This is a genomic window from Rhodococcus opacus, from assembly GCF_012396235.1.
GTDB classification, from domain to species: domain Bacteria; phylum Actinomycetota; class Actinomycetes; order Mycobacteriales; family Mycobacteriaceae; genus Rhodococcus_F; species Rhodococcus_F opacus.
Window position 1 is genome coordinate 1 of record NZ_JAAXPA010000044.1, and the last position, 19155, is coordinate 19155.

The following is a 19155-nucleotide window of genomic DNA, read 5'->3' on the forward strand; positions in this document are numbered from 1 at the left end:
CGTCGTGTGCCGGGGCACACGACGCCACTCACGTGGGGTCAGACGCTCGCGACGCCCGGCGCCAGGAACCGCTTGCCGTTGACGGCCTCGGACGTGCCGGTGCGGTCCAGGTACGGCGTGATGCCACCGTTCCAGAAACCGAACCCGCCGCCCAGGATCAGGCAGAGGTCGATGTCCTCGGCCGCGGCGACGACACCCTCGTCCAGCATGATCTGGATCTCTTCGGCGAACGCGCGACGTGTGCGATCCAGAACCTCTTCGGACGTGGACGCCTTGTCGCCCTGCTTCCACAGTTCGGCGACCTCGGGGTCGACGACCTGCTTGCCGTCGGCGCCGTAGCTCCACACCGCCGACTTCTTGGCCTCGACCAGCGCCTCGAGTCCGGGGGAGTTGTGGAAGCGCTCGGGGTACGCCTCGGCGAGGGTCTCACCGGTGTGCAGCGCGACCGCCGGCCCGACGAGGGCCAGCAGGGTGAACGGGGTCATCGGCATGCCGAGTTCGGCGATGGCGTTGTCGGCCACCTCGAACGGGGTCCCCTCGTCGACCGCGTTCATGACCTCACCGAGGGTGCGGATCAGGAGCCGGTTGAAGACGAACCCGGGCAGGTCGGCGGAACCGACGGCCGACTTCTTGAGCGCCCTGGCGGTGGCGAATGCCGTTGCCAGCGTGGCGTCGTCGGTCTTCTCGCCCTTGATGACCTCGAGCAGGGGCAGCACGGCGACCGGGTTGAAGAAGTGGAAGCCGACCACCCGCTCGGGGTGCTTCAGGTCCGCGGCCATCTTGGTGATCGACAGCGAGGACGTGTTCGTCGCCAGGATGGTCTCGGGGGCGATGTGCTCCTCGAGTTCCGCGAAGATCTTCTTCTTCAGATCGAGGTTCTCGAACACGGCCTCGATCACGAAGTCGGTCTTCGCGAACGCGGCCTTGTCCAGCGAGCCGGACACGAGACCCTTGAGGCGGTTCGCTGCGTCCGGCGACAACCGGCCCTTGCCCTGGAGCTTGTCGATCTCGCCGTGGACGTAGCCGACACCCTTGTCGATGCGCTCCTGGTCGATGTCGGTGAGGATCACCGGCACCTTGAGCTGACGGACGAACAGCATCGCGAGCTGGCTGGCCATCAGACCGGCACCGACGATGCCGACACCGGTGACCTTGCGGGCGAGGGACTTGTCCGGTGCACCGGCGGGACGCTTGGCACGCTTGTTCACCAGGTCGAACGCGTACAGACCGGCGCGGAGCTCGTCGGCGAGCAGCAGGTCGGCGAGCGCCTCGTCCTCGGCGGCGAAGCCCTTGTCGAGCGACGTAGGATCGGTGAGATCGGTGGTCCGGGCCAGCTCGAGGAGTTCGACGGCCTTGACCGGTCCGGGGGCGTTGTTCTTGGTCTTGCCCTCGACGACGGCCTTCGCGCGGGCGATCGCGTCGTCCCAGCCCTTGCCCCGGTCGATCTCGGGACGCGCGGGGGTGATCTCGCCGGCCAGGACCTGCGCGGCCCAGGCGAACGACTGCTCGAGGAAGTCGGCCGAACCGAACACTGCGTCGACGACGCCGAGTTCGAGGGCCTTCTTCGGGTTGAGCGTCTTGTTCTGGTTCAGCGCGTTCTCGAGGACGACGGTGACGGCGTTCGAGGGGCCGATGAGGTTGGGCAGCAACTGCGTTCCGCCCCAGCCCGGCACCAGTCCGAGGAACGTCTCGGGCAGACCCAGGGCGCCCGCGCTCTCGGATACGGTGCGGTAGTGGCTGTGCAGCGCGACCTCGAGCCCGCCGCCGAGTGCGACGCCGTTCACGAACGCGAACGTCGGCACGGACGATTCGCGCAGCCGGCGGAACACCGTGTGCCCGAGCCGGCCGAGTTCGAGCGCCTGGTCACGGTTCGTGATGCTCGGAACACCCTTGAGGTCCGCGCCGGCGGCGAAGATGAAGGGCTTGCCGGTGATTGCGATCGCGACGGGATGGGCGGCGAACGCCTCGTCCAGTGCGGCGTCGAGGGCCTTCAGGCCGCCCGGGCCGAACGACGACGGCTTGGTGTGGTCGAAACCGTTGTCGAGGGTGATCAGCGCGACCGGGCCCTCGATGCCGGGTACGGCGACGATCTTGGTGTACGCGTTGGTCACGACCTCGTCGGCGAATGCCGTTGCAATGTCGGTCATCTACTTGGCTCCATCGAAGTTCGGGTTCTCCCAGATCACGGTTCCGCCCATGCCCAGACCGATGCACATGGTGGTCAGGCCGTAGCGGACGTCGGGGCGCTGGGCGAATTGGCGGGACAGCTGGGTCATCAGGCGGACACCGGACGACGCGAGGGGGTGGCCGCACGCGATGGCGCCGCCCCACTGGTTGACTCGCGGATCGTCGTCGGCGATGCCGTAGTGCTCGAGGAACGCGAGGACCTGAACGGCGAAGGCCTCGTTGATCTCGAACAGACCGATGTCCTCGATCTTCAGGCCGGTGCGGGCAAGCAGCTTCTCGGTGGCCGGCACCGGACCGATGCCCATGACGGCGGGGTCGACGCCCTGGAACGCGAATCCGACCATGCGCATGCCGATCGGCAGTCCGAGTTCGAGCGCGGTGTCCTCACCGGCGAGGAGAGCGGCGGTCGCGCCGTCGTTCAGACCGGCGGCGTTACCCGCGGTGATCCGGCCCGCGGGACGGAACGGCGTCTTCAGCTTGCCGAGGTCCTCGAGTGTGGTGCCCGGACGCGGCGGCTCGTCCTCGGTGGCCAGACCCCAGCCCGCGGCGGAGCGGGTGGCGACGGGCACGAGGGTGTCGGCGATGAAGCCGGCCTTGCGGGCGGCCTCGTACTTGTTCTGGCTCGCGACGGCGTACGCGTCGGTGCGGTCCTTGGTGATGGTCGGGAACCGGTCGTGCAGGTTCTCGGCCGTGTTGCCCATGACGAGCGCGCTGGGATCGACGAGGCGATCGGCGAGAAACCGGGGGTTCGGGTCTGCGCCCTCGCCCATCGGGTGGCGGCCCATGTGCTCGACGCCGCCGGCGATCACCACGTCGTACTGGCCGAAGCCGATGCCCGACGCGGTGGTGGTGACGGACGTCATGGCACCGGCGCACATGCGGTCGATGGCGAAACCGGGGACGGTCTCGGGAAGCCCGGCCAGGATCGCGGAGGTGCGGCCGATGGTGAGACCCTGATCGCCCGTCTGTGTGGTCGCGGCGATGGCGACCTCGTCGATGCGCGCGGGGTCGAGCTGCGGATTACGGCGAAGCAGCTCGCGGATGGTCTTGACGACGAGGTCGTCCGCGCGGGTCTCCGCGTAGATGCCCTTGGGGCCGGCCTTGCCGAACGGAGTGCGGATGCCGTCGACGAACACGACGTTGCGTTGAGTTGTGGTGGATGGAGCCACGCGAATTCCTCCTGATGGAGCAGTTTGGTTCCGGATCACGGCCAGGCGTCCGGCCTCCAGACCAGCGTACCCCTACCGTTACTCGCGGGTAACTTAATGGGTGCCTCATCGGGAATTCACGCGCTCACCCCGCGTGTCGGTGCTGTCGGTCAGTCGCCGCCGGAGCCCTTCCGCTCGGCGGCGGAGAGCAGTGCGCTCGCCAGCGCGGGCACGGTCAGCATCCGCTGCCAGGGGCGGGCCCCGCCCTCGCCGAGCACCCGGTCGATCGCCGCCTCGACTTCGCCGTCCTCAGGGTCCGTCCAGTCCCAGCACAACCTGCGGACGAGTTCCGGGGTCACCAGGTTCTCCACCGGCACCGACACCTCCGCGGAGAGGTCGGCCAGCGCGGCGCGGGCCGCCGTCAGCCGCTCGGCGGCCTCGGGGTCGTGCCGCGCCCACCGGCTCGCCGGCGGCGGTCCCGTGAACGGCGGGGTCTTCGGAGGAAGCTCGGTGTCCGGCAGTGCCCGGGCATCCTCGAGCGCCTGCAGCCAGATCCGGGAGTGCCGCCGCTGGCGGGGACCGCCGAACACCGGCAGCGCCCGGAGCGCTTCGATACCCCGGGGGTCCTTCGTCGCGGCGTCGATGATCGCCGAATCCGGCAGGACCCGGCTGGGGGAGACGTCGCGTTTGCGGGCGAGGTCCTCGCGGGCCTGCCACAGGGACCGTGCCGCGGCGAGTTGACGCTGCGTCTTCAGCGACGTGATGTGCGATGTCCGCCGCCAGCGGTCGGCCTTGGGCTTCGGTGGCCCCGCGAGCCGGATGTGCTCGAACTCCTGTGCTGCCCACTCGCTCTTGCCCTGCTCGTCGAGTTCCGCGGCCATCACGTTCCGCAACTCGACCAGAACCTCGACGTCGAGGGCTGCGTAGTTCAGCCAGGAATCGGGCAGCGGCCGCTTCGACCAGTCGGCGGCGCCGTGGCCCTTTCGGAGTTCGAGGCCCAGCGTCCGCTCGACGATCGCGGCGAGACCGACCCGTTCGAACCCGGCGAGGCGCCCCGCCAGTTCGGTGTCGAACAGTGTCGCCGGCGCCAGGCCGATCTCGGCGAGCCCCGGCAGATCCTGGTCGGCGGAGTGCAGGATCCACTCCAGCGGATTGATCACCTCCGCCAGCGGGGCGAGATCGGCGGCGGTGGGGATCGGGTCGAGGAGCACCGTCCCCGCACCCTCCCGGCGCAGCTGCACGAGATACGCCCGCGCCGAATAGCGGAAGCCGGACGCCCGCTCGGCGTCGACCGCCAGCGGCCCGGTGCCCTCGCTCAGTGCGGCCGCGGCCTTCGCGACACCCTCCGCCGTGGTCACGACGTCGGGCACGCCGTCCCGGGGTGCGAGCAGGGGAACGATCTGCCGGCCGGACTCTTCGGCGGGGCCGGGTGACGAGGCGTCGTCGGTGACTTCGGACATGACAGCTGACTCTACGTCGCTTCGGGATTCCCGCAGCGCACCGGCGGGTTCACGACCGTTTCCCCGCTGCCTCGACGAGCTCGTCCAACGCCGCGGGAAACGCGTCGACGAGGTCCCAGAGGTGGGGTGCCAGTTCCGGGCAGCTCATCAGGCCGACGTCGAGCTGACCGTTCAGCGACATCACCGTCACGTTGAGTCCCGCGCCGTGGAAGATCGGTCCCAGCGGATACATCGCCTTGATCAGGGCGCCCAGGAAGTACAGCGGGACCGACGGTCCGGGCACGTTGGAGATGACCAGGTTGTGGACCACCGGATGCCGCTCCGCCAGGCCGAGGGTCGAGTAGAGGCGCATGGCGGTGCCGAACACGGCCTGCCCGGCGAACTGGGACCAGTCCTGCAGCAGGCTCGCGCCGAGGGTCTCGTTGTGTTCCTTCGAGGTCGAGTTGTGCTCGCCGATCGCGAGCAGGCGTTCGGCCGGATCCTCGATCTGGGTGCCGAGCTCGGTGAACATGCCCGACACCTGGTTGGTGCCCGGCCGGTCAGACTTTCCATGGACCGACACCGGGACGATGGCGACCAGCGACTTGTCGGGCAGCTCCCGGCGGTGCTGCAGGTACTTCCGCAGCGCGCCCGAGCACAGCGCGAGCACCACGTCGTTGACCTTGACGTCGAACGCGTCCTTGACCGTCTTGACCTTCTCGAGGTCGAGCTGGGTGAACGCGAGATTGCGGTGACTGGTCAACGTGCCGTTCAGGGACGTGCGCGGCGCGGTGAACGGTGCGGGCATCGCCTCGCCGCGGCGGGCCCGGCCGATCCAGCGGGGTAGCAGAGTCAGGCTCTGCGGGACGATCCTCAGCAGTTTTGCGGGCCGGGACGCGACCGCGAGCAGCCCGCCGACGGCGATGTCGAGTGTGCTCGCCTGCCCCGCGCTCTCGGCGGAGTCGTTGGGGTCTGGGCGTGGTGCGTCCGGTTCGAGTCCGCACAGCTGGGCCATCATGTTGGCGCCGGTGATGCCGTCGACCCCGGCGTGGTGCATCTTCGACATCACGGCGACGGAACCGTCCTCGAGGCCCTCGATCACCCACATCTCCCACAGCGGCCGGGCGCGGTCGAGGGGAATGCCTGCGATGTCGCCGCACAGCTCGGCCAGCTCGTCGCGGCCGCCGGGAGCGGGGAGTGCGACACGATGGCAGTGCCGGTCGATGTCGAAGTCGGTGTCCTCGACCCACACGGGGTGGTCGAGGTTGAATTTCGAGTCCTGCAGCTTGCGCCGGAACGAGGGAATCGCCTCGGTGCGCGCGCCGAGCTCCGCCTTGAGCTGGGCGAACGTGTAGCCGCCCGGAACCGTCGAGACGTCGAGGATGATGACTCCGCAGACGTGGAGGAGTTGCGTCGACGTTTCGAGATAGAGGAAGGACGCGTCGAGACCGCTGAGTCGCTGCATGATCCGATACTAGAACACGTTCTAAAATGTGGTCCATCGAATCGTGGAACTGCGAGGTCGGCGCATGCCCCACCCCGGGAGGCGGCACGCCGCCTCGTTCTCGACCCGGCGCCCGCGGGCCGGGTGGGCAACCGATCGATTAGAACATGTTCTACGGTTGGAGGTATGACCCGAGGCTTCGTTCTCCGGCAGGCCGTCGGCGCCGCACTCGCCGCCAACGCCCTGCGTCCCCTGCCCGGTGCGCCCACCTCGGTGGTCGCGTTCTTCTCGGGGTGGCTCACCACCGAACTCGCGCCGCACCTCCTCGCCGTGACCGCTGCCGACGCTGCCCAGCACGCCGCGCGTCACGGAACACGGACCCGAAGCGACCGCATCGGCCTCGCGCTGGCCGCGGCCTCCGCCGCCGGGCTCGCGGCCGTGATCGCCGCCGGCCGGGGAGCCGGAGCAGAAGCCGAATCCGCGCTCGTCGAAGCGCTCGGTGAGAACTACACCGACCGCGACAGCGCCATCGAACATTCGGGGCGACCCGTGTGGCGGCAACTCCTGAACCCGTTCTGGATGCGGAACGAGGCGGTCACCCGGGTCCGCAACCTCGCGTACGCGCCGGGCGGGCGCCGCGCCCGCCTCGACATCTACCACCGGCACGACCTGCCGTCGAAGAGCCCGGTCCTCCTGCAGATCCACGGCGGGGGATGGGTGATCGGGAACAAGGATCAACAAGGTCTGCCGCTCATGCTCGAGATGGCCTCGCGGGGTTGGGTGTGCGCGGCCGTCAACTACCCGCTGTCGCCGAAGGCGAAGTGGCCCGAACACCTGATCGCGATCAAGCAGGCCCTGGCCTGGCTCCGGGAGCACGTCGAGGAGTACGGCGGCAACCCCGACTTCATCGCCGTCACAGGTGGTTCCGCGGGTGGCCACCTCGCCGCCATGGTGGGACTCACCGCGAACCACAGCCACCTGCAGCCGGGGTTCGAGGACGTCGACACGTCGGTCCAGGCGTGTGTCCCGTACTACGGCGTCTACGACTTCGCCGGCGACACCGGCATCAAGGCCGTCCTCCAGCGCGTGCACTCCGGACTGATGCCGATGGTGCTCGGCAAGCAGGCCACGTTCCCCGACGACTACCGGGCCGCGTCGCCGCTCGCTCACCTGCGGGCGGACGCACCGCCGTTCTTCGTGATCCACGGAACGAGCGATTCGCTCATTCCCGTCGCCGAGGCGCGGATCTTCGCCGACGAACTCCGGCAGGTGTCCGACAACCCCGTCGTCTACGCGGAACTGAAGGGCGCGCAGCACGCGTTCGACGTGTTTCCCTCGATCCGCAGCATCTCCGTCACACAGGCGGTCGGGCGATTCCTGGAATGGTCGCGCAGCGCCACCACCGACGTGCCCGCGGCGGGCACCGAATCGGCCTGACTACTCGCCGCCCAGCGTCCGCAGCTGCGACACCCCGGCGGGCGGCAGACCGGCCGCATACGCCAGGACCTCGCAGAACGCCTCGACGTGCGTGGCCAGTTCGACCGACGTCGCCGTCCACGACGCACGCAGTTCCAGCTGATGCGCATGCGGGGGACCGGCGATGTCGCCGTATCGCACCGACGTCGTCGCGGTCACCGTCCCGCCGAGCGCGTTGAGCGGTTCGTGGCGCGACTCGAGTGCGTCGACGAGCCAGCTCCACGCCACCTCGGGAAGCAGGGGGTCGGACGCCACGGCGGCGTCGAGATCGGCCTGAATGTAAGCGACCAGGCGCATCGTGCCGTTCCAGGCCTCGTCGCCCTCCGGGTCGAACAGGAGGATCAATCTGCCGAACGCGTCACCCTCGCTCTGTTCGGCGACGACCCCGGTGTCCTCGTGCACGACCTCTGCGCCGACGGCGTAGCTGTACGGCGCCAGCCGTTGCGGGGGCCGGATGGGGCCCAGCTCGATGTCCGCGCGAACCTGCGCGGAATTCATCGCTTCGACCGCGGCGCGGAACTCGGCCGGTTCGGCGGGCGATCCCGAAGTCGTCACAGCTCGGGACGTTAGACCCGGACCCACACATCTCGTCGGAGGCGCGCCGAGCAGGGCCGATCGGCGGCGGAGTCCCGGCATGGCAGCATGAGAGCTGCCGAAATTCGAGCAGGCAGAGAGCGCGAGGACCGATGAGCGGGTTGGAAAGCACCAATGCAGGCATGAGCGAACGGGCGACATACGCCGCGAGACGGGTGCTCCCCGACGCACCCCTCCTGGCGGCCGCGGAAGGCCGTACCCCCGGCCGTCGCCCGGTGTGGTTCATGCGGCAGGCCGGTCGCTCGCTTCCCGAGTACCGCGAGATCCGGTCGGGGATCGGGATGCTCGAGTCGTGCTTCGATCCGGCACTCGTCTGCGAGATCACCATGCAGCCCGTGCGCAGGCACGGCGTCGACGCCGCGATCCTGTTCTCCGACATCGTGGTGCCGCTCAAGGCCGCCGGCATCGATCTCGACATCGTCGCCGGCACCGGTCCCGTCGTCGCGAACCCGGTCCGGTCGATCGCGGACGTCGCCGCCCTGCCCCGTCTCGTACCCGAGGAAGTCGGCGCCGTCGCCCAGGCAGTGCAGCTGCTCACCGCGGAACTCGGCTCGACGCCGCTGATCGGCTTCGCCGGAGCCCCGTTCACCCTCGCCTCGTACCTGGTCGAGGGCGGTCCGAGCCGCAATCACGAGCGCACGAAGGCGCTGATGCACTCCGACCCCCGGACGTGGCACGCGCTGCTCGGCACCCTGGCCGACACCACCATCACCTTCCTGCAGACCCAGTTGCGCGCCGGCGTCGACGCGATCCAGCTGTTCGACTCGTGGGCCGGCGCGCTGTCCCTCGCCGAATACCGGGAGTTCGTGCTGCCCCACTCCGAGCGGGTGTTCGCCGAGGTGGAGAGCGCGAAGGTGCCGCGCATCCACTTCGGTGTCGGAACCGGTGAACTGCTCGGCGCGATGGGCGAAGCCGGCGCCGATGTGGTGGGCGTCGACTGGCGCATCCCCCTGGACGTGGCGGCGCGCCGGGTCGGCCCAGGCAAGGCGCTCCAGGGCAACCTCGACCCCGCGGTGCTGTTCGCGGGACCGGCGGCCGTCGAGAAGCAGGTTCGCCGCATCACCGCGGAAGCGGATGCCGCCCTCGCCGCCGGCGCCACGGGACACATCTTCAACCTCGGGCACGGCGTCCTGCCCGACACCGACCCGGGCGCGCTGACCGCGCTGGTCGAGCTGGTGCACTCACTGTGACCGGGTCGTCGCCGAACGTTCTCGTCGTCGGCGGCGGCATCTCCGGGCTCGTTGCCGCGTACCGCCTGCGGCAACGGCTCGGCCCCGAGGCCCGGATCGTCCTCGCCGACGGCGCGGAGCGGCTCGGCGGCAAGCTGCGCACGGTGGACCTGGCGGGGGAACCCGTCGACGTCGGGGCGGAAGCCTTCATCGCGCGGCGCCCGGAACTGCCCGCCCTGCTCGGCGAACTCGGCCTCTCCGACCAACTGGTGCATCCGGCGGGTCTGCGGCCGCTCATCTGGTCCGAGGACGCGCTGCACCCGCTGCCGGCCGGCACCCTCATGGGGATACCCGCGGACGAGAACAGTCTGCGCGGTCTCGTCGACGACCGGACACTCGCGCGGGTGGCGGGGGAGCGGACGGTGCCCCTCGACTGGACACCGGGCGCGGACATCGCCGTCGGTGCACTGGTCGGCGACCGGTTCGGCACGCAGGTGGTCCAGCGGTCGGTGGATCCGCTACTCGGCGGGGTCTATTCGGGTCTGGCGGACACGATCGGCGTCCGCGCCGCGCTCCCCGCACTCGCGGCGGCGCTCGACCGCGGCGCCACGAGCCTGTCCGCGGCGGTGGCAGACGCCCTCCCCGCCCCGACCCCCGGGCCGGTGTTCGGGGCGCTGCGCGACGGCTACGGTGTCCTGCTGCGTGCCCTGACGGAGGCCGCGTCGGCGGAGATCGTGCACGAGCGGATCCGGACACTCGCCCGGGACGGCGACGGTTGGTCGGCGGACCCGGTGGGCGCCGTCGACGGGGTCGTGCTCGCCGTGCCCGCCCCGCAGCTCGCCGACCTGCTCGCCGGCATCGCCCCCCGCGCGTCGGCGGCCGCCGCGGACATCCCGCTGGCTTCGTCGGCGGTCGTCGCGCTGGCGCTGCCGGTCCGGGTCGACCTCCCGCAGAACTCCGGAATCCTCGTCGCCACCGACGCCGCGCTCGGCGCGAAGGCATTCACCCTGTCGAGTCGCAAGTGGCCGCACCTCGCCGAGCGGGAGGTGACCCTCGTGCGGGCGTCGTTCGGGCGGTTCGGCGACGCCGCCGTCGTCGACGCACCCGACGACGAGCTGATCGCCGCGGCCCGGCGGGACCTCGCGACCGTCACCGGGGTGTCCGCGGAACCCGTCGCGGTGCACGTCCAGCGCTGGCACGGCGGCCTGCCGCAGTACGGTCCCGGTCATCTGGGGCGGGTGGCGGTGATCGAGCAGGAAGTCGCAGGTCTGGACGGTGTGGAGGTGTCCGGGGCGCTGCTGCACGGGGTGGGTGTTCCCGCGTGCGTGGCCGCTGCGACGACGGCGGCTACACGGCTCGCGGGGCGAGTGGCACGATAGACCCATGGCACGCCTCGACTTCGACGCATTGAACTCTGAAATCCGCTACCTCATGTTCTCGGTGTTCCAGGTGGAACCCGGTGTACTCGGGGACGACCGGGAAGCTGTGATCAAGGAGGCGCGGATCTTCTTCGAAGGTCAGGCCGACAAGGGCGTCGTGGTGCGCGGGCTCTACGACGTGGCCGGCCTGCGTGCCGACGCCGACTTCATGATCTGGACGCACTCGGCGAGCATCGAAGCCCTCCAGGCCACCTACGCCGACTTCCGCCGCACCACCGCCCTGGGCCGCGCGAGCAAGCCGGTGTGGAGCAACGTCGCGTGCCACCGTCCCGCCGAGTTCAACAAGAGCCACATTCCGGCGTTCCTGGCCGGTGAGGACCCGGGCAACTACATCTGCGTGTACCCGTTCGTCCGGTCCTACGAGTGGTACCTGCTCCCCGACGACGAGCGGCGCAAGATGCTCGCCGACCACGGCATGGCGGCCCGCACGTACAAGGACGTCCGCGCCAACACCGTGCCCTCGTTCGCGCTCGGTGACTACGAGTGGATTCTCGCGTTCGAGGCGCCGGAGCTGTACCGCATCGTCGACCTCATGCGCGACCTGCGCGCCACCGAGGCCCGTCTGCACGTCCGCGAGGAGGTGCCGTTCTTCACCGGCCCGCGGGTGGATGTGGAGAAGCTGATCGCCGCTCTGCCGTGATCTGACGCAGCACCGATGAATGACGCCGACGGGGCTCGCACCGCGCCCCGCTACCAGCACATGTCGCACTGGGGCATGTTCGAGGCCGAGGTCGCCGACGGAGACGTCGTCGCCGCCCACCCGTACACCGGTGACGCGCACCCGTCACCGGTGCTGGGCAACATCGCCGGGTCGGTCCGCAGCAAGGCGCGGATCACCGGCCCGGTGGTGCGCCGCGGGTGGCTCGAGAACGGCCCGGGACCCGACAGTTCCCGAGGGTCCGACGAGTTCGTGTCGGTCGACTGGGAAGAGCTGACCCAGCGGCTCGCGAACGAACTGCGCAGGGTCGTCGACACGCACGGCAACAGCGCGATCTACGGCGGTTCGTACGGCTGGGCCAGTGCGGGACGGTTCCACCACGCCCAGAGTCAGGTCCACCGGTTCCTGAACACCCTCGGTGGCTACACCCGTTCGGTGCACAGCTACTCGCTGGGCGCGACGGGCGTCATCATGCCCCGGGTGGTGGGCACCCACTGGAAGATGTTCGCCCGCTCCACGTCCTGGAAGATCATCGCCGAGCACACCGATCTCATGGTGTGCTTCGGCGGCGTCCCCCTCAAGAACACCGGCGTCAATCACGGCGGGACCAGCGACCACCCCACCCGCGACGCACTCGACGACCTCCGGCGGCGCGGCGGGTCCGTCGTGTCGTTCAGTCCGCTGCGCGACGACGTGCACGGCGCCGCCGAACGGCACGCCCCGGTGCCCGGCACCGATGTCGCGATCATGCTCGCCCTCGCGTACGTCCTCGCGACGGAAGACCTGCACGACACGGCATTCCTGGGCAGCCACTGCGTCGGCTACGACCGCTTCGAGGACTACCTCCTCGGGCGTTCCGACGGCGTGCCGAAGTCGCCCGCGTGGGCCGAGCAGATCTCCGGCATCGCCGCCGCGGACCTGGTGGCCCTCGCCCGGCGGATGGCGGCGGGCAGGACGATGGTGACCGTCACGTGGTCGCTGCAGCGGGTCCGGCACGGTGAGCAGGCCCCGTGGATGGGGGTCACCCTCGCCGCTATGCTCGGCCAGATCGGCCTTCCCGGTGGTGGTTTCGGCCACGGCTACGGCTCCATGAACGAGCCCGGGCTCGCCCCCGTCCCGTACCCGCTGCCCACGCTTCCCCAGGGGCTGAACCCCGTCCGCGACTTCATCCCCGTGGCCGCGATCTCGGACATGCTCCTGAACCCGGGCGCACCGTTCGACTACGACGGTCAGCGGCTGACGTTCCCGGACATCAGGATGCTGTACTGGGCGGGCGGCAACCCGTTCCACCACCATCAGGACATTCCCCGTCTGCGCCGGGCGCTGGCCCGTCCCGACACGATCGTGGTCCACGACCCCTACTGGACGCCGATGGCCCGGCACGCGGACATCGTCGTCCCGTCCACCACGTCGCTCGAGCGGGCCGACCTCAGTTGCACCCGCAACGACCCGTTGCTCGTCGCCATGCACGCCGCCGTCGGGCCGTACGCCGACGCGCAGGACGACTACGACACGTTCGCCGCGGTCGCCCGGAAACTGGGTGTCGGGGAGAAGTTCACCGAGGGCCGCTCGTCCGAGCAGTGGCTCGAGCATCTGTACGGGCAGTGGCGGGACTTCGTCCGCGCGGACGGCGGTGCCGCCCCGAGTTTCGGCGACTTCTGGACGCAGGGCCATGTGCGGATGCGGACCGAGGACGACCTGATCCTGTTCGGCGACTTCCGGGCCGATCCGGTGAAATTCCCCCTCGCGACCCCGAGCGGGCGGATCGAGATCTTCTCCGCCGACATCGACGGATTCGGCTACGACGACTGCGCCGGGCACCCACGCTGGTACGAGCCCGAGGAATGGCTGGGCGGCCGCCGGGCACGGCAGTTCCCTCTGCATCTGATCGCCAACCAGCCGCGCACCCGCCTGCACAGCCAACTCGACCACGGCGGCACCAGCCAGAAGTCGAAAATCCGGGGCCGCGAACCGCTGCGAATCCATCCGGACGACGCCACCGACCGCAGACTCACCGCCGGCGACATCGTCCGCGTGTTCAACGACCGCGGCGCCTGCCTCGCCGGTGTGGTGGTGGACGACGGCGTCCGCCGCGGTGTGGTCCAGCTGTCGACGGGAGCGTGGTACGACCCTCTCGACGCCACCGACCCGGATTCCCTCTGCGTGCACGGGAACCCCAACGTGCTGACCCCGGACGTGGGCACGTCGTCACTCGCCCACGGCTGCACGGGCCAGCACGTGCTCGTCGAGATCGAACGCTACGAGGGCGAGCTACCGCCGATCCGGGCGTTCGATCCACCGACGATCATTCGCCGGTCGGTTCCAGGGTCAGCGAGATCGAATTGATGCAGTACCGCTGATCGGTGGGGGTCGGGTAGCCCTCGCCCTCGAAGACGTGGCCCAGGTGGCTGTGGCACGTCCCGCACACCACCTCGACGCGACGCATACCCAGCGACGTGTCCTCGCGGAGGACGACGGCGTCCGAGTCGGCCGGATCGAAGAACGACGGCCACCCGCAGTGCGATTCGAACTTCTCCGTGCTGCGGAACAGCTCGGCGCCACAGGCCCGGCAGTGGTAGACGCCTTCCGTCTTCGTGTCGGTGTACTCGCCGACGAAGGGGCGCTCGGTACCGGCCTGGCGCAGCACCGCGTACTCCTCGGGAGTCAGTTTCTCGCGCCACTCGCTGTCGGAGAGAGCAACCTTCGGGGCGGATTGCGTGGGATCCTGCTGCTGCGAACTCATGGCTCCACGCTAATACGTTTCGCCGATTCCGGCCGCGACGCCCGGCGCGTGACGGGGCCTACGTTTTGGCGGTGGCCGACTCGACCTGCGGCTGCTCGTCCGGTTCCGGTTCCCGCGGCGAGATGTCGGGGGCGGCCTTCTCGTGCGGTTCGAGGAGGAACGCCGGGTCGATGCCCCGGTCGAGTCGCCCCTCGCGCCGCGCCGAGACGTAGCGGACGGTCAGCACACCGAAGACCACGAGCAGCATCAGGCTCCACCCCAGCGTGGTCTTCATGTACTCGGCGGTCCGGCCGGCCTCGATGAACCGGCTCGACAGCCAGCTGTCGTAACTCATGAACCCGTACACGGCCAGCCACGCCGGCCAGTTCCGCATCACCGAATTCTTCAGCACCACGGACATCAGGAGCGGGAACAGCATCATCGAGTAGTACATCTGGCCCAGCGAGCCGAGCAGCCACGACGCCGTCAGCAGAACCCCCGACGTGGTGACGACGAAGAACAGCTCGTCGTGGCGGTAGTAGCGGTAGAGCAGCCACAGGGAGCTGAGCACGATGGCGGTGAAGACACCGCGCAGGGCCCAGATCAGGGCGGTGGGGAGGCCGTAGTACTTGCCGTTGCCGACGATCGCGCTGTTGAAGTAGTCGCGCGACTCCATCAGATACGGCACCGTGTGGCGCACGAAGTCCATCGGGTCAGCGGACAGCGGCCACGCGACGGCGGTGAGGATCAGTGGGATGCCGATCGCGGTGACGAACACCTTCCACTGGCCGCGCACCAGAGGCAGCAGCAGGAGTGGGGCGAGGATCGGTTTCACCGCGAACGTCAGTCCGATGGCGACACCGGACCACATGTCCTTGCGCTTCATCAGCAACACGAGGAACGCGATCTCGCCGAGCAGGACCAGGCCGTTGATGTTGGTGAAGACGAGGGTGTTGGTGACGGTCTCGGAGGAGAACGTGGCGAGCAGCAGGATCGGGGCCGCGATGGAGTTCAATCCCAGGCCGAACAGCCGCAGGAGCAGGTACAACGCGATCACGATGGCGATCGCGTTGGCGATGATGAACAACCACCGGGACTTCTCGGGGTCGATCACCGCGATCGGCGCCATCAGCAGCGTGCCGGACGGCGGATACAGGTAATGCGGATCGACCCAGTTGAAGTTGGCGGTGTAGACGGGCCGCCCGTTGAGGAAGGCCAGCGCAGCGTTGTAGACCGGGCGGAAGTCGTCGGTGATGTACCCGTTGACCGCCTTGACGACCACTCGATGCAGCACTGTCATGACGGCGATCGGCCACAGCGCGAAGTTGATGACCTCGTTGGCAGTCCGCCCGGTGCGCGGTTCGAGTTGTCGAAGGAACACCACGGCACGGTACACCGAGAAGCTCTGACGTGCGGTCACGCACCCCCTGTGGGTGTCGGGCGGGCCACCTCGGCTAGGCGGGGCAGGCGCTGCCGTCCGGGGGCAGCACGCCGTCCGCGACGTAGGTGACGATCGACTTCTGCGCGCAGTCCGAATGGGTGGCGGGGTGGCCGCTGCCGTGCCACGTCACCGTCGCCGTCGCGGCGCCCGCGCTCGACACGGCCCCGGTCACCGTTCCCACCCCGGCGTTCCCGACGACCGGGTCGGCGGTGCCGCTCAGCACCAGGACCGGCAGCGTCAGCTCGCCGGGCAGGGCGGGCGGCGCGGTCGCGGGCCAGGAGGTGCACGCGAGCAGTCCGACGGCGGCGTTCGGGCCGAACAGCGGGAACCGCTCGCCCCACAGCTTCTGCAGTTCGCGGACCCGGTCGGGTGCGGGCCACTGCTGGCCGTCCGTGCAGCGGGTGATGAACTGGCCGTCGCTCTCGTAGGCCGCCTCGGCCTGCGCGACCGCCGCGAGGATCGGTGCCGTGTTTCCGGCGAGGGCGGCTGACACCGCATCGGACAGGGCGCGGACGCGGCCCTGCTGGTCGCCGCCCGCCGCAGCGAGCGACCCGGACACCGCGGTGAGGAGGGCGTTCGCGGAGACCCGCGGGATCTGGCCGTTCGCGGCGCGGGTGACGGCGTCGGTCATCGCGGCGCGGGGATCGGCGCCCAGGGAGCAGTTCAGGGCGGTGCACTGGCGGGCGAACGAGTCGAACGCCGCCTCCTGACCCGCGACCTGCTGCTCGGTGACGGTCGCGGCATCCACCGTGGTGACGGCGGGAGAGTCGAGGACGAGCCGGCCGACCCGATCGGGGTACTTGGCGGCGTAGCTGAGCGCGACGGCACTGCCGTTGCCGGTGGCGAGGATCCCGAGCGCATCGACGTCCCAGGTGCGGCGCAGTTCCTCGATGTCGTCGGCGGCGTGGGTGCTGTCGAACGCGAGTTCCTGCGGCTGCAGGTAGTCGGTGCACGCGATGGTGGCGTCGCGGCCCAGCGCGGTCACCTTGTCGACCTGGTCACCCGTCCCCGGGTCGAACTGCCCGAGATTCGCCAGGCTGCTGCGGAGCTCCGGGGTGAGGCATTCGATCTCCTGCGAGGAGGCGATCCCGCGGCGGTCCACCGCGACCACCGGTCGCGTCGACAGCAGCGATGTCAGACCGCCGGTGCTCAGCGCTGCGAGCGTCGCGGTCGACGAGCGGTCCGATCCCGACGTGAGCACCAGCGGGGCCGCGTTCTCGGGGGTGTCGGCGAGTCGTGCCCGCATCGCACCCATCGTGAAGGAGCCGGGCAGGGTGCCGCTCTCGTCGACGGCCGACTCGTACGAGCCGCATTCGAAGACGAGCCCGGCCGGCGGTGTCGTTCCCGGGCCCAGGGCGCCGAGCGTGCTCTGCGTGCAGTCGGTCCACGCCAGATCGTTCTTCGGGGTCTGCAACACGGGCGGGGGAGCGTCGGGGTTCTCGGTCTCGGTCGCGGTGGGTTCGCTGCCGCCGCCCTCGCGTTCGACCGCCACGTGCGGCCGGTTGGACGGTCCGGCTCCGCACGCGCTGCACACCACGAGAACCATTGCGAGCAACACCGATCTGCGCATGGCGACCACCCTGCCAGGTTCCTCTACGGGCGGGGCAGCCGCACCCATCGGGTGAGGACGGTGCCGTCGGTGTCGGTGAGGATGTGCGCGGGAGTCATCGCGGTGATCCGGGCACCCGGCGAGGTGGCGACGCGACCCGCGGTCCCGCCGACGAGCACGGGCGCCGTGGTCAGGCAGACCTCGTCGACGGCGTCGTCCGCGGTCAGCTGCCCGAACAGGCTCGGGCCGCCCTCGCAGAGCACGCGGCGCAGCCCGAGATCCTCGAGGGCGGCGATCAGCCCGTCGCCGGTGATCTGCCCCTCGCCGGCCGTCACGATCCGCGCACCCGCGTCGGCGAGAGCCCGGACCCGCACCGGGTCGGCGTCCGTGCAGGTGACGACGATCGGGGCCACCTCGGTGTCGGTGAACAGGCGTGACTGCGGGTCGAGGTGGGCGCGAGCAGACACGACGGCGATCGGCGGGACTTCCGGCATTCCCGACGCCACCCGGCGTCGCCTGCCCTCCGCGCCGACGCGCGCCCCGCCGTAGTTCTCCGCCCGGACGGTTCCGGCCCCGACCAGCACGACGTCGGCCAGCTCCCGCAGGGTCTCGAACACCAGCCTGTCCGCGGGTGTGCCGAGCGCCCCGCTGACGCCGTCGACGGAGATGGCGCCGTCGATACTGCTCACGAAGTTGACGCGCACCCACGGCCGCGCCGTCTCCGCCGGGTAGGCATACAGCTCGCGCAGCGCGTTCGCGGTCGATTCACTGGGCTCCTCCCGAGTGGGCGGACTGTCCGGTGTGAAAAATGTCGCAATATGTACACGGTGCATGTTGGTGATCACAACACGTGGATACCCTGCTTGTATGCATGCACGTCTTGTCGATCGCAGCCCCGTGGTACCGGCTGATCAGTTGGTAGCTCAGATGGTGCCCCCGGCCATGTTCGACGAGGTGAGCTTCGCGTCGTACATCCCCGATCCCGCCGAACCCAGCCAGGCCGCCGCGGTCCAGACGGCGGAGGAGTTCGCGAAGAAGGTCGTGAAGATCCGCAGTGGCGGGCGACGCGGCCTGTTCGGGAAGAAGACGCAGGCCACCGGTGCCGGTCTCTACCTCGACGGCGGTTTCGGCGTCGGTAAGACCCACCTTCTGGCCTCGATCTTCCACAGCGTCGCGTCGCCCAAGGCGTTCGGCACGTTCGTGGAGCTGACGCACGTCGTCGGTGCCCTCGGTTTCAACAAGGCCGTCGAGCAGCTGTCCGACCACAGCGTCCTCTGCATCGACGAATTCGAACTCGACGACCCGGGCGACACCATGCTGGTGTCCCGCCTGCTGTCGGAATTGTCGGCGCGCGGCGTGTCGATCGTGGCGACGTCGAACACGCTGCCCGGCCAGCTCGGCGAAGGCCGATTCGCCGCGCAGGACTTCCTGCGGGAGATCAAGAAGCTGGGCTCGATCTTCGAGACGATCCGCGTCGACGGACCCGACTACCGGCACCGCGACCTGCCGCCGGCCCCGGACCCGATCTCCTCGGAGGAGCTCGCCGAGCTCGCCGACAGCGTCCCCGGCGCCACGCTCGACGACTTCGACGCGCTGTGCAAGCACCTCAGCACGCTGCACCCGTCCCGCTACAACAAGCTGGTCGAGGGCATTCCGGCCGTGTTCCTGGACGGCGTCCACCCCGCCGAGGACCAGTCGGTCGCGCTGCGCCTGGTTGTCCTCGCCGACCGCCTGTACGACGCGAGCATCCCGGTCACCGTGGCAGGGGCCAAGCTCGACGCGATCTTCACTCCCGAGATGCTGTCCGGCGGGTACCGGAAGAAGTACCTGCGTGCCACGTCGCGCCTGCTGGCGCTGTCGCGCTTCGAGGTCGCCGCGAGCTGACGCAG

Annotated in this window: 15 protein-coding genes; 6 read left to right on the forward strand and 9 right to left on the reverse strand. The window is 69.8% G+C overall.

Annotation, left to right across the window (positions count from 1 at the left end; genetic code table 11):
- Positions 1-38 precede the first annotated feature (38 nt).
- The 4 genes from HGB39_RS35555 to HGB39_RS35570 form a co-directional block, all read right to left on the reverse strand.
- Entirely contained in the window at positions 39-2147 is a 2109-nt protein-coding gene (locus HGB39_RS35555) for a 3-hydroxyacyl-CoA dehydrogenase NAD-binding domain-containing protein (RefSeq protein WP_054248963.1), read from the reverse strand.
- Entirely contained in the window at positions 2148-3356 is a 1209-nt protein-coding gene (locus tag HGB39_RS35560; protein ID WP_005240909.1) for a thiolase family protein, read from the reverse strand.
- 149 nt (positions 3357-3505) lie between these two features.
- Positions 3506-4795 carry a ribonuclease D gene (locus HGB39_RS35565; protein ID WP_064080145.1) on the reverse strand — a complete coding sequence of 430 codons (1290 nt, stop codon included), beginning with the start codon at positions 4793-4795 and terminating at the stop codon, positions 3506-3508.
- A 49-nt stretch (positions 4796-4844) separates the two neighbouring features.
- Complete coding sequence (locus HGB39_RS35570; RefSeq protein ID WP_005564006.1) at positions 4845-6239, reverse strand: WS/DGAT/MGAT family O-acyltransferase; 1395 nt, start codon at positions 6237-6239, stop codon at positions 4845-4847.
- Positions 6240-6404: 165 nt separating this feature from the next.
- Between HGB39_RS35570 and HGB39_RS35575 the strand changes: the two genes are divergently transcribed.
- Positions 6405-7655, forward strand: coding sequence for an alpha/beta hydrolase (locus tag HGB39_RS35575; RefSeq protein ID WP_064080146.1), 1251 nt, complete (start codon positions 6405-6407; stop codon positions 7653-7655).
- Here HGB39_RS35575 and HGB39_RS35580 read toward each other — a convergent pair whose 3' ends face one another.
- Positions 7656-8249, reverse strand: a complete 594-nt coding sequence (locus HGB39_RS35580) for a DUF3000 domain-containing protein (RefSeq protein WP_005263992.1) — start codon at positions 8247-8249, stop codon at positions 7656-7658. It abuts the gene before it with no gap.
- Positions 8250-8410: 161 nt separating this feature from the next.
- Between HGB39_RS35580 and hemE the strand changes: the two genes are divergently transcribed.
- From hemE to HGB39_RS35600, 4 genes are read left to right on the forward strand one after another with little or no spacing between them, the layout of a single operon-like run.
- A complete protein-coding gene (gene hemE / locus HGB39_RS35585) occupies positions 8411-9478 on the forward strand; it encodes a uroporphyrinogen decarboxylase (protein ID WP_005263993.1) in 1068 nt (355 codons plus the stop codon).
- Positions 9475-10836 carry a protoporphyrinogen oxidase gene (locus tag HGB39_RS35590; RefSeq protein WP_120659211.1) on the forward strand — a complete coding sequence of 454 codons (1362 nt, stop codon included), beginning with the start codon at positions 9475-9477 and terminating at the stop codon, positions 10834-10836. Before hemE ends, HGB39_RS35590 begins: the two co-directional genes overlap by 4 nt.
- Before the next feature lie 4 nt (positions 10837-10840).
- Complete coding sequence (gene hemQ / locus HGB39_RS35595; RefSeq protein WP_005565724.1) at positions 10841-11536, forward strand: hydrogen peroxide-dependent heme synthase; 696 nt, start codon at positions 10841-10843, stop codon at positions 11534-11536.
- Between the two features lie 15 nt (positions 11537-11551).
- Positions 11552-13900 carry a molybdopterin-dependent oxidoreductase gene (locus HGB39_RS35600; RefSeq protein ID WP_005565720.1) on the forward strand — a complete coding sequence of 783 codons (2349 nt, stop codon included), beginning with the start codon at positions 11552-11554 and terminating at the stop codon, positions 13898-13900.
- Here HGB39_RS35600 and msrB read toward each other — a convergent pair.
- From msrB to HGB39_RS35620, 4 genes are read right to left on the reverse strand one after another with little or no spacing between them, the layout of a single operon-like run.
- Positions 13860-14297 carry a peptide-methionine (R)-S-oxide reductase MsrB gene (msrB, locus tag HGB39_RS35605; protein ID WP_005264000.1) on the reverse strand — a complete coding sequence of 146 codons (438 nt, stop codon included), beginning with the start codon at positions 14295-14297 and terminating at the stop codon, positions 13860-13862. The two genes, HGB39_RS35600 and msrB, sit on opposite strands and share 41 nt — an antisense overlap.
- Before the next feature lie 58 nt (positions 14298-14355).
- Positions 14356-15696 carry a glycosyltransferase family 87 protein gene (locus HGB39_RS35610; RefSeq protein ID WP_005565718.1) on the reverse strand — a complete coding sequence of 447 codons (1341 nt, stop codon included), beginning with the start codon at positions 15694-15696 and terminating at the stop codon, positions 14356-14358.
- A 34-nt stretch (positions 15697-15730) separates the two neighbouring features.
- Positions 15731-17296 carry an alpha/beta fold hydrolase gene (locus tag HGB39_RS35615; RefSeq protein ID WP_005565717.1) on the reverse strand — a complete coding sequence of 522 codons (1566 nt, stop codon included), beginning with the start codon at positions 17294-17296 and terminating at the stop codon, positions 15731-15733.
- Positions 17297-17310: 14 nt separating this feature from the next.
- Positions 17311-18099: a pyrimidine reductase family protein gene (locus HGB39_RS35620; RefSeq protein ID WP_043789270.1), complete on the reverse strand. Its 789-nt coding sequence runs from the start codon at positions 18097-18099 to the stop codon at positions 17311-17313.
- A gap of 34 nt (positions 18100-18133) precedes the next feature.
- On the opposite strand from HGB39_RS35620, the gene zapE reads away from it, so the two are divergent.
- Positions 18134-19150: a cell division protein ZapE gene (zapE, locus tag HGB39_RS35625; RefSeq protein ID WP_005565710.1), complete on the forward strand. Its 1017-nt coding sequence runs from the start codon at positions 18134-18136 to the stop codon at positions 19148-19150.
- The last annotated feature ends 5 nt before the right edge of the window (positions 19151-19155 follow it).

Excerpts from the sequence above, each read along its gene's own strand:
- HGB39_RS35555 (WP_054248963.1), bottom strand. The coding sequence starts at position 2,147 with ATGACCGACATTGCAACGGCATTCGCCGACGAGGTCGTGACCAACGCG.
- HGB39_RS35565 (WP_064080145.1), bottom strand. The coding sequence starts at position 4,795 with ATGTCCGAAGTCACCGACGACGCCTCGTCACCCGGCCCCGCCGAAGAG.
- HGB39_RS35570 (WP_005564006.1), bottom strand. The coding sequence starts at position 6,239 with ATGCAGCGACTCAGCGGTCTCGACGCGTCCTTCCTCTATCTCGAAACG.
- HGB39_RS35575 (WP_064080146.1), top strand. The coding sequence starts at position 6,405 with ATGACCCGAGGCTTCGTTCTCCGGCAGGCCGTCGGCGCCGCACTCGCC.
- hemE (WP_005263993.1), top strand. The coding sequence starts at position 8,411 with ATGAGCGAACGGGCGACATACGCCGCGAGACGGGTGCTCCCCGACGCA.
- hemQ (WP_005565724.1), top strand. The coding sequence starts at position 10,841 with ATGGCACGCCTCGACTTCGACGCATTGAACTCTGAAATCCGCTACCTC.
- HGB39_RS35600 (WP_005565720.1), top strand. The coding sequence starts at position 11,552 with ATGAATGACGCCGACGGGGCTCGCACCGCGCCCCGCTACCAGCACATG.
- msrB (WP_005264000.1), bottom strand. The coding sequence starts at position 14,297 with ATGAGTTCGCAGCAGCAGGATCCCACGCAATCCGCCCCGAAGGTTGCT.
- HGB39_RS35620 (WP_043789270.1), bottom strand. The coding sequence starts at position 18,099 with ATGCACCGTGTACATATTGCGACATTTTTCACACCGGACAGTCCGCCC.
- zapE (WP_005565710.1), top strand. The coding sequence starts at position 18,134 with ATGCATGCACGTCTTGTCGATCGCAGCCCCGTGGTACCGGCTGATCAG.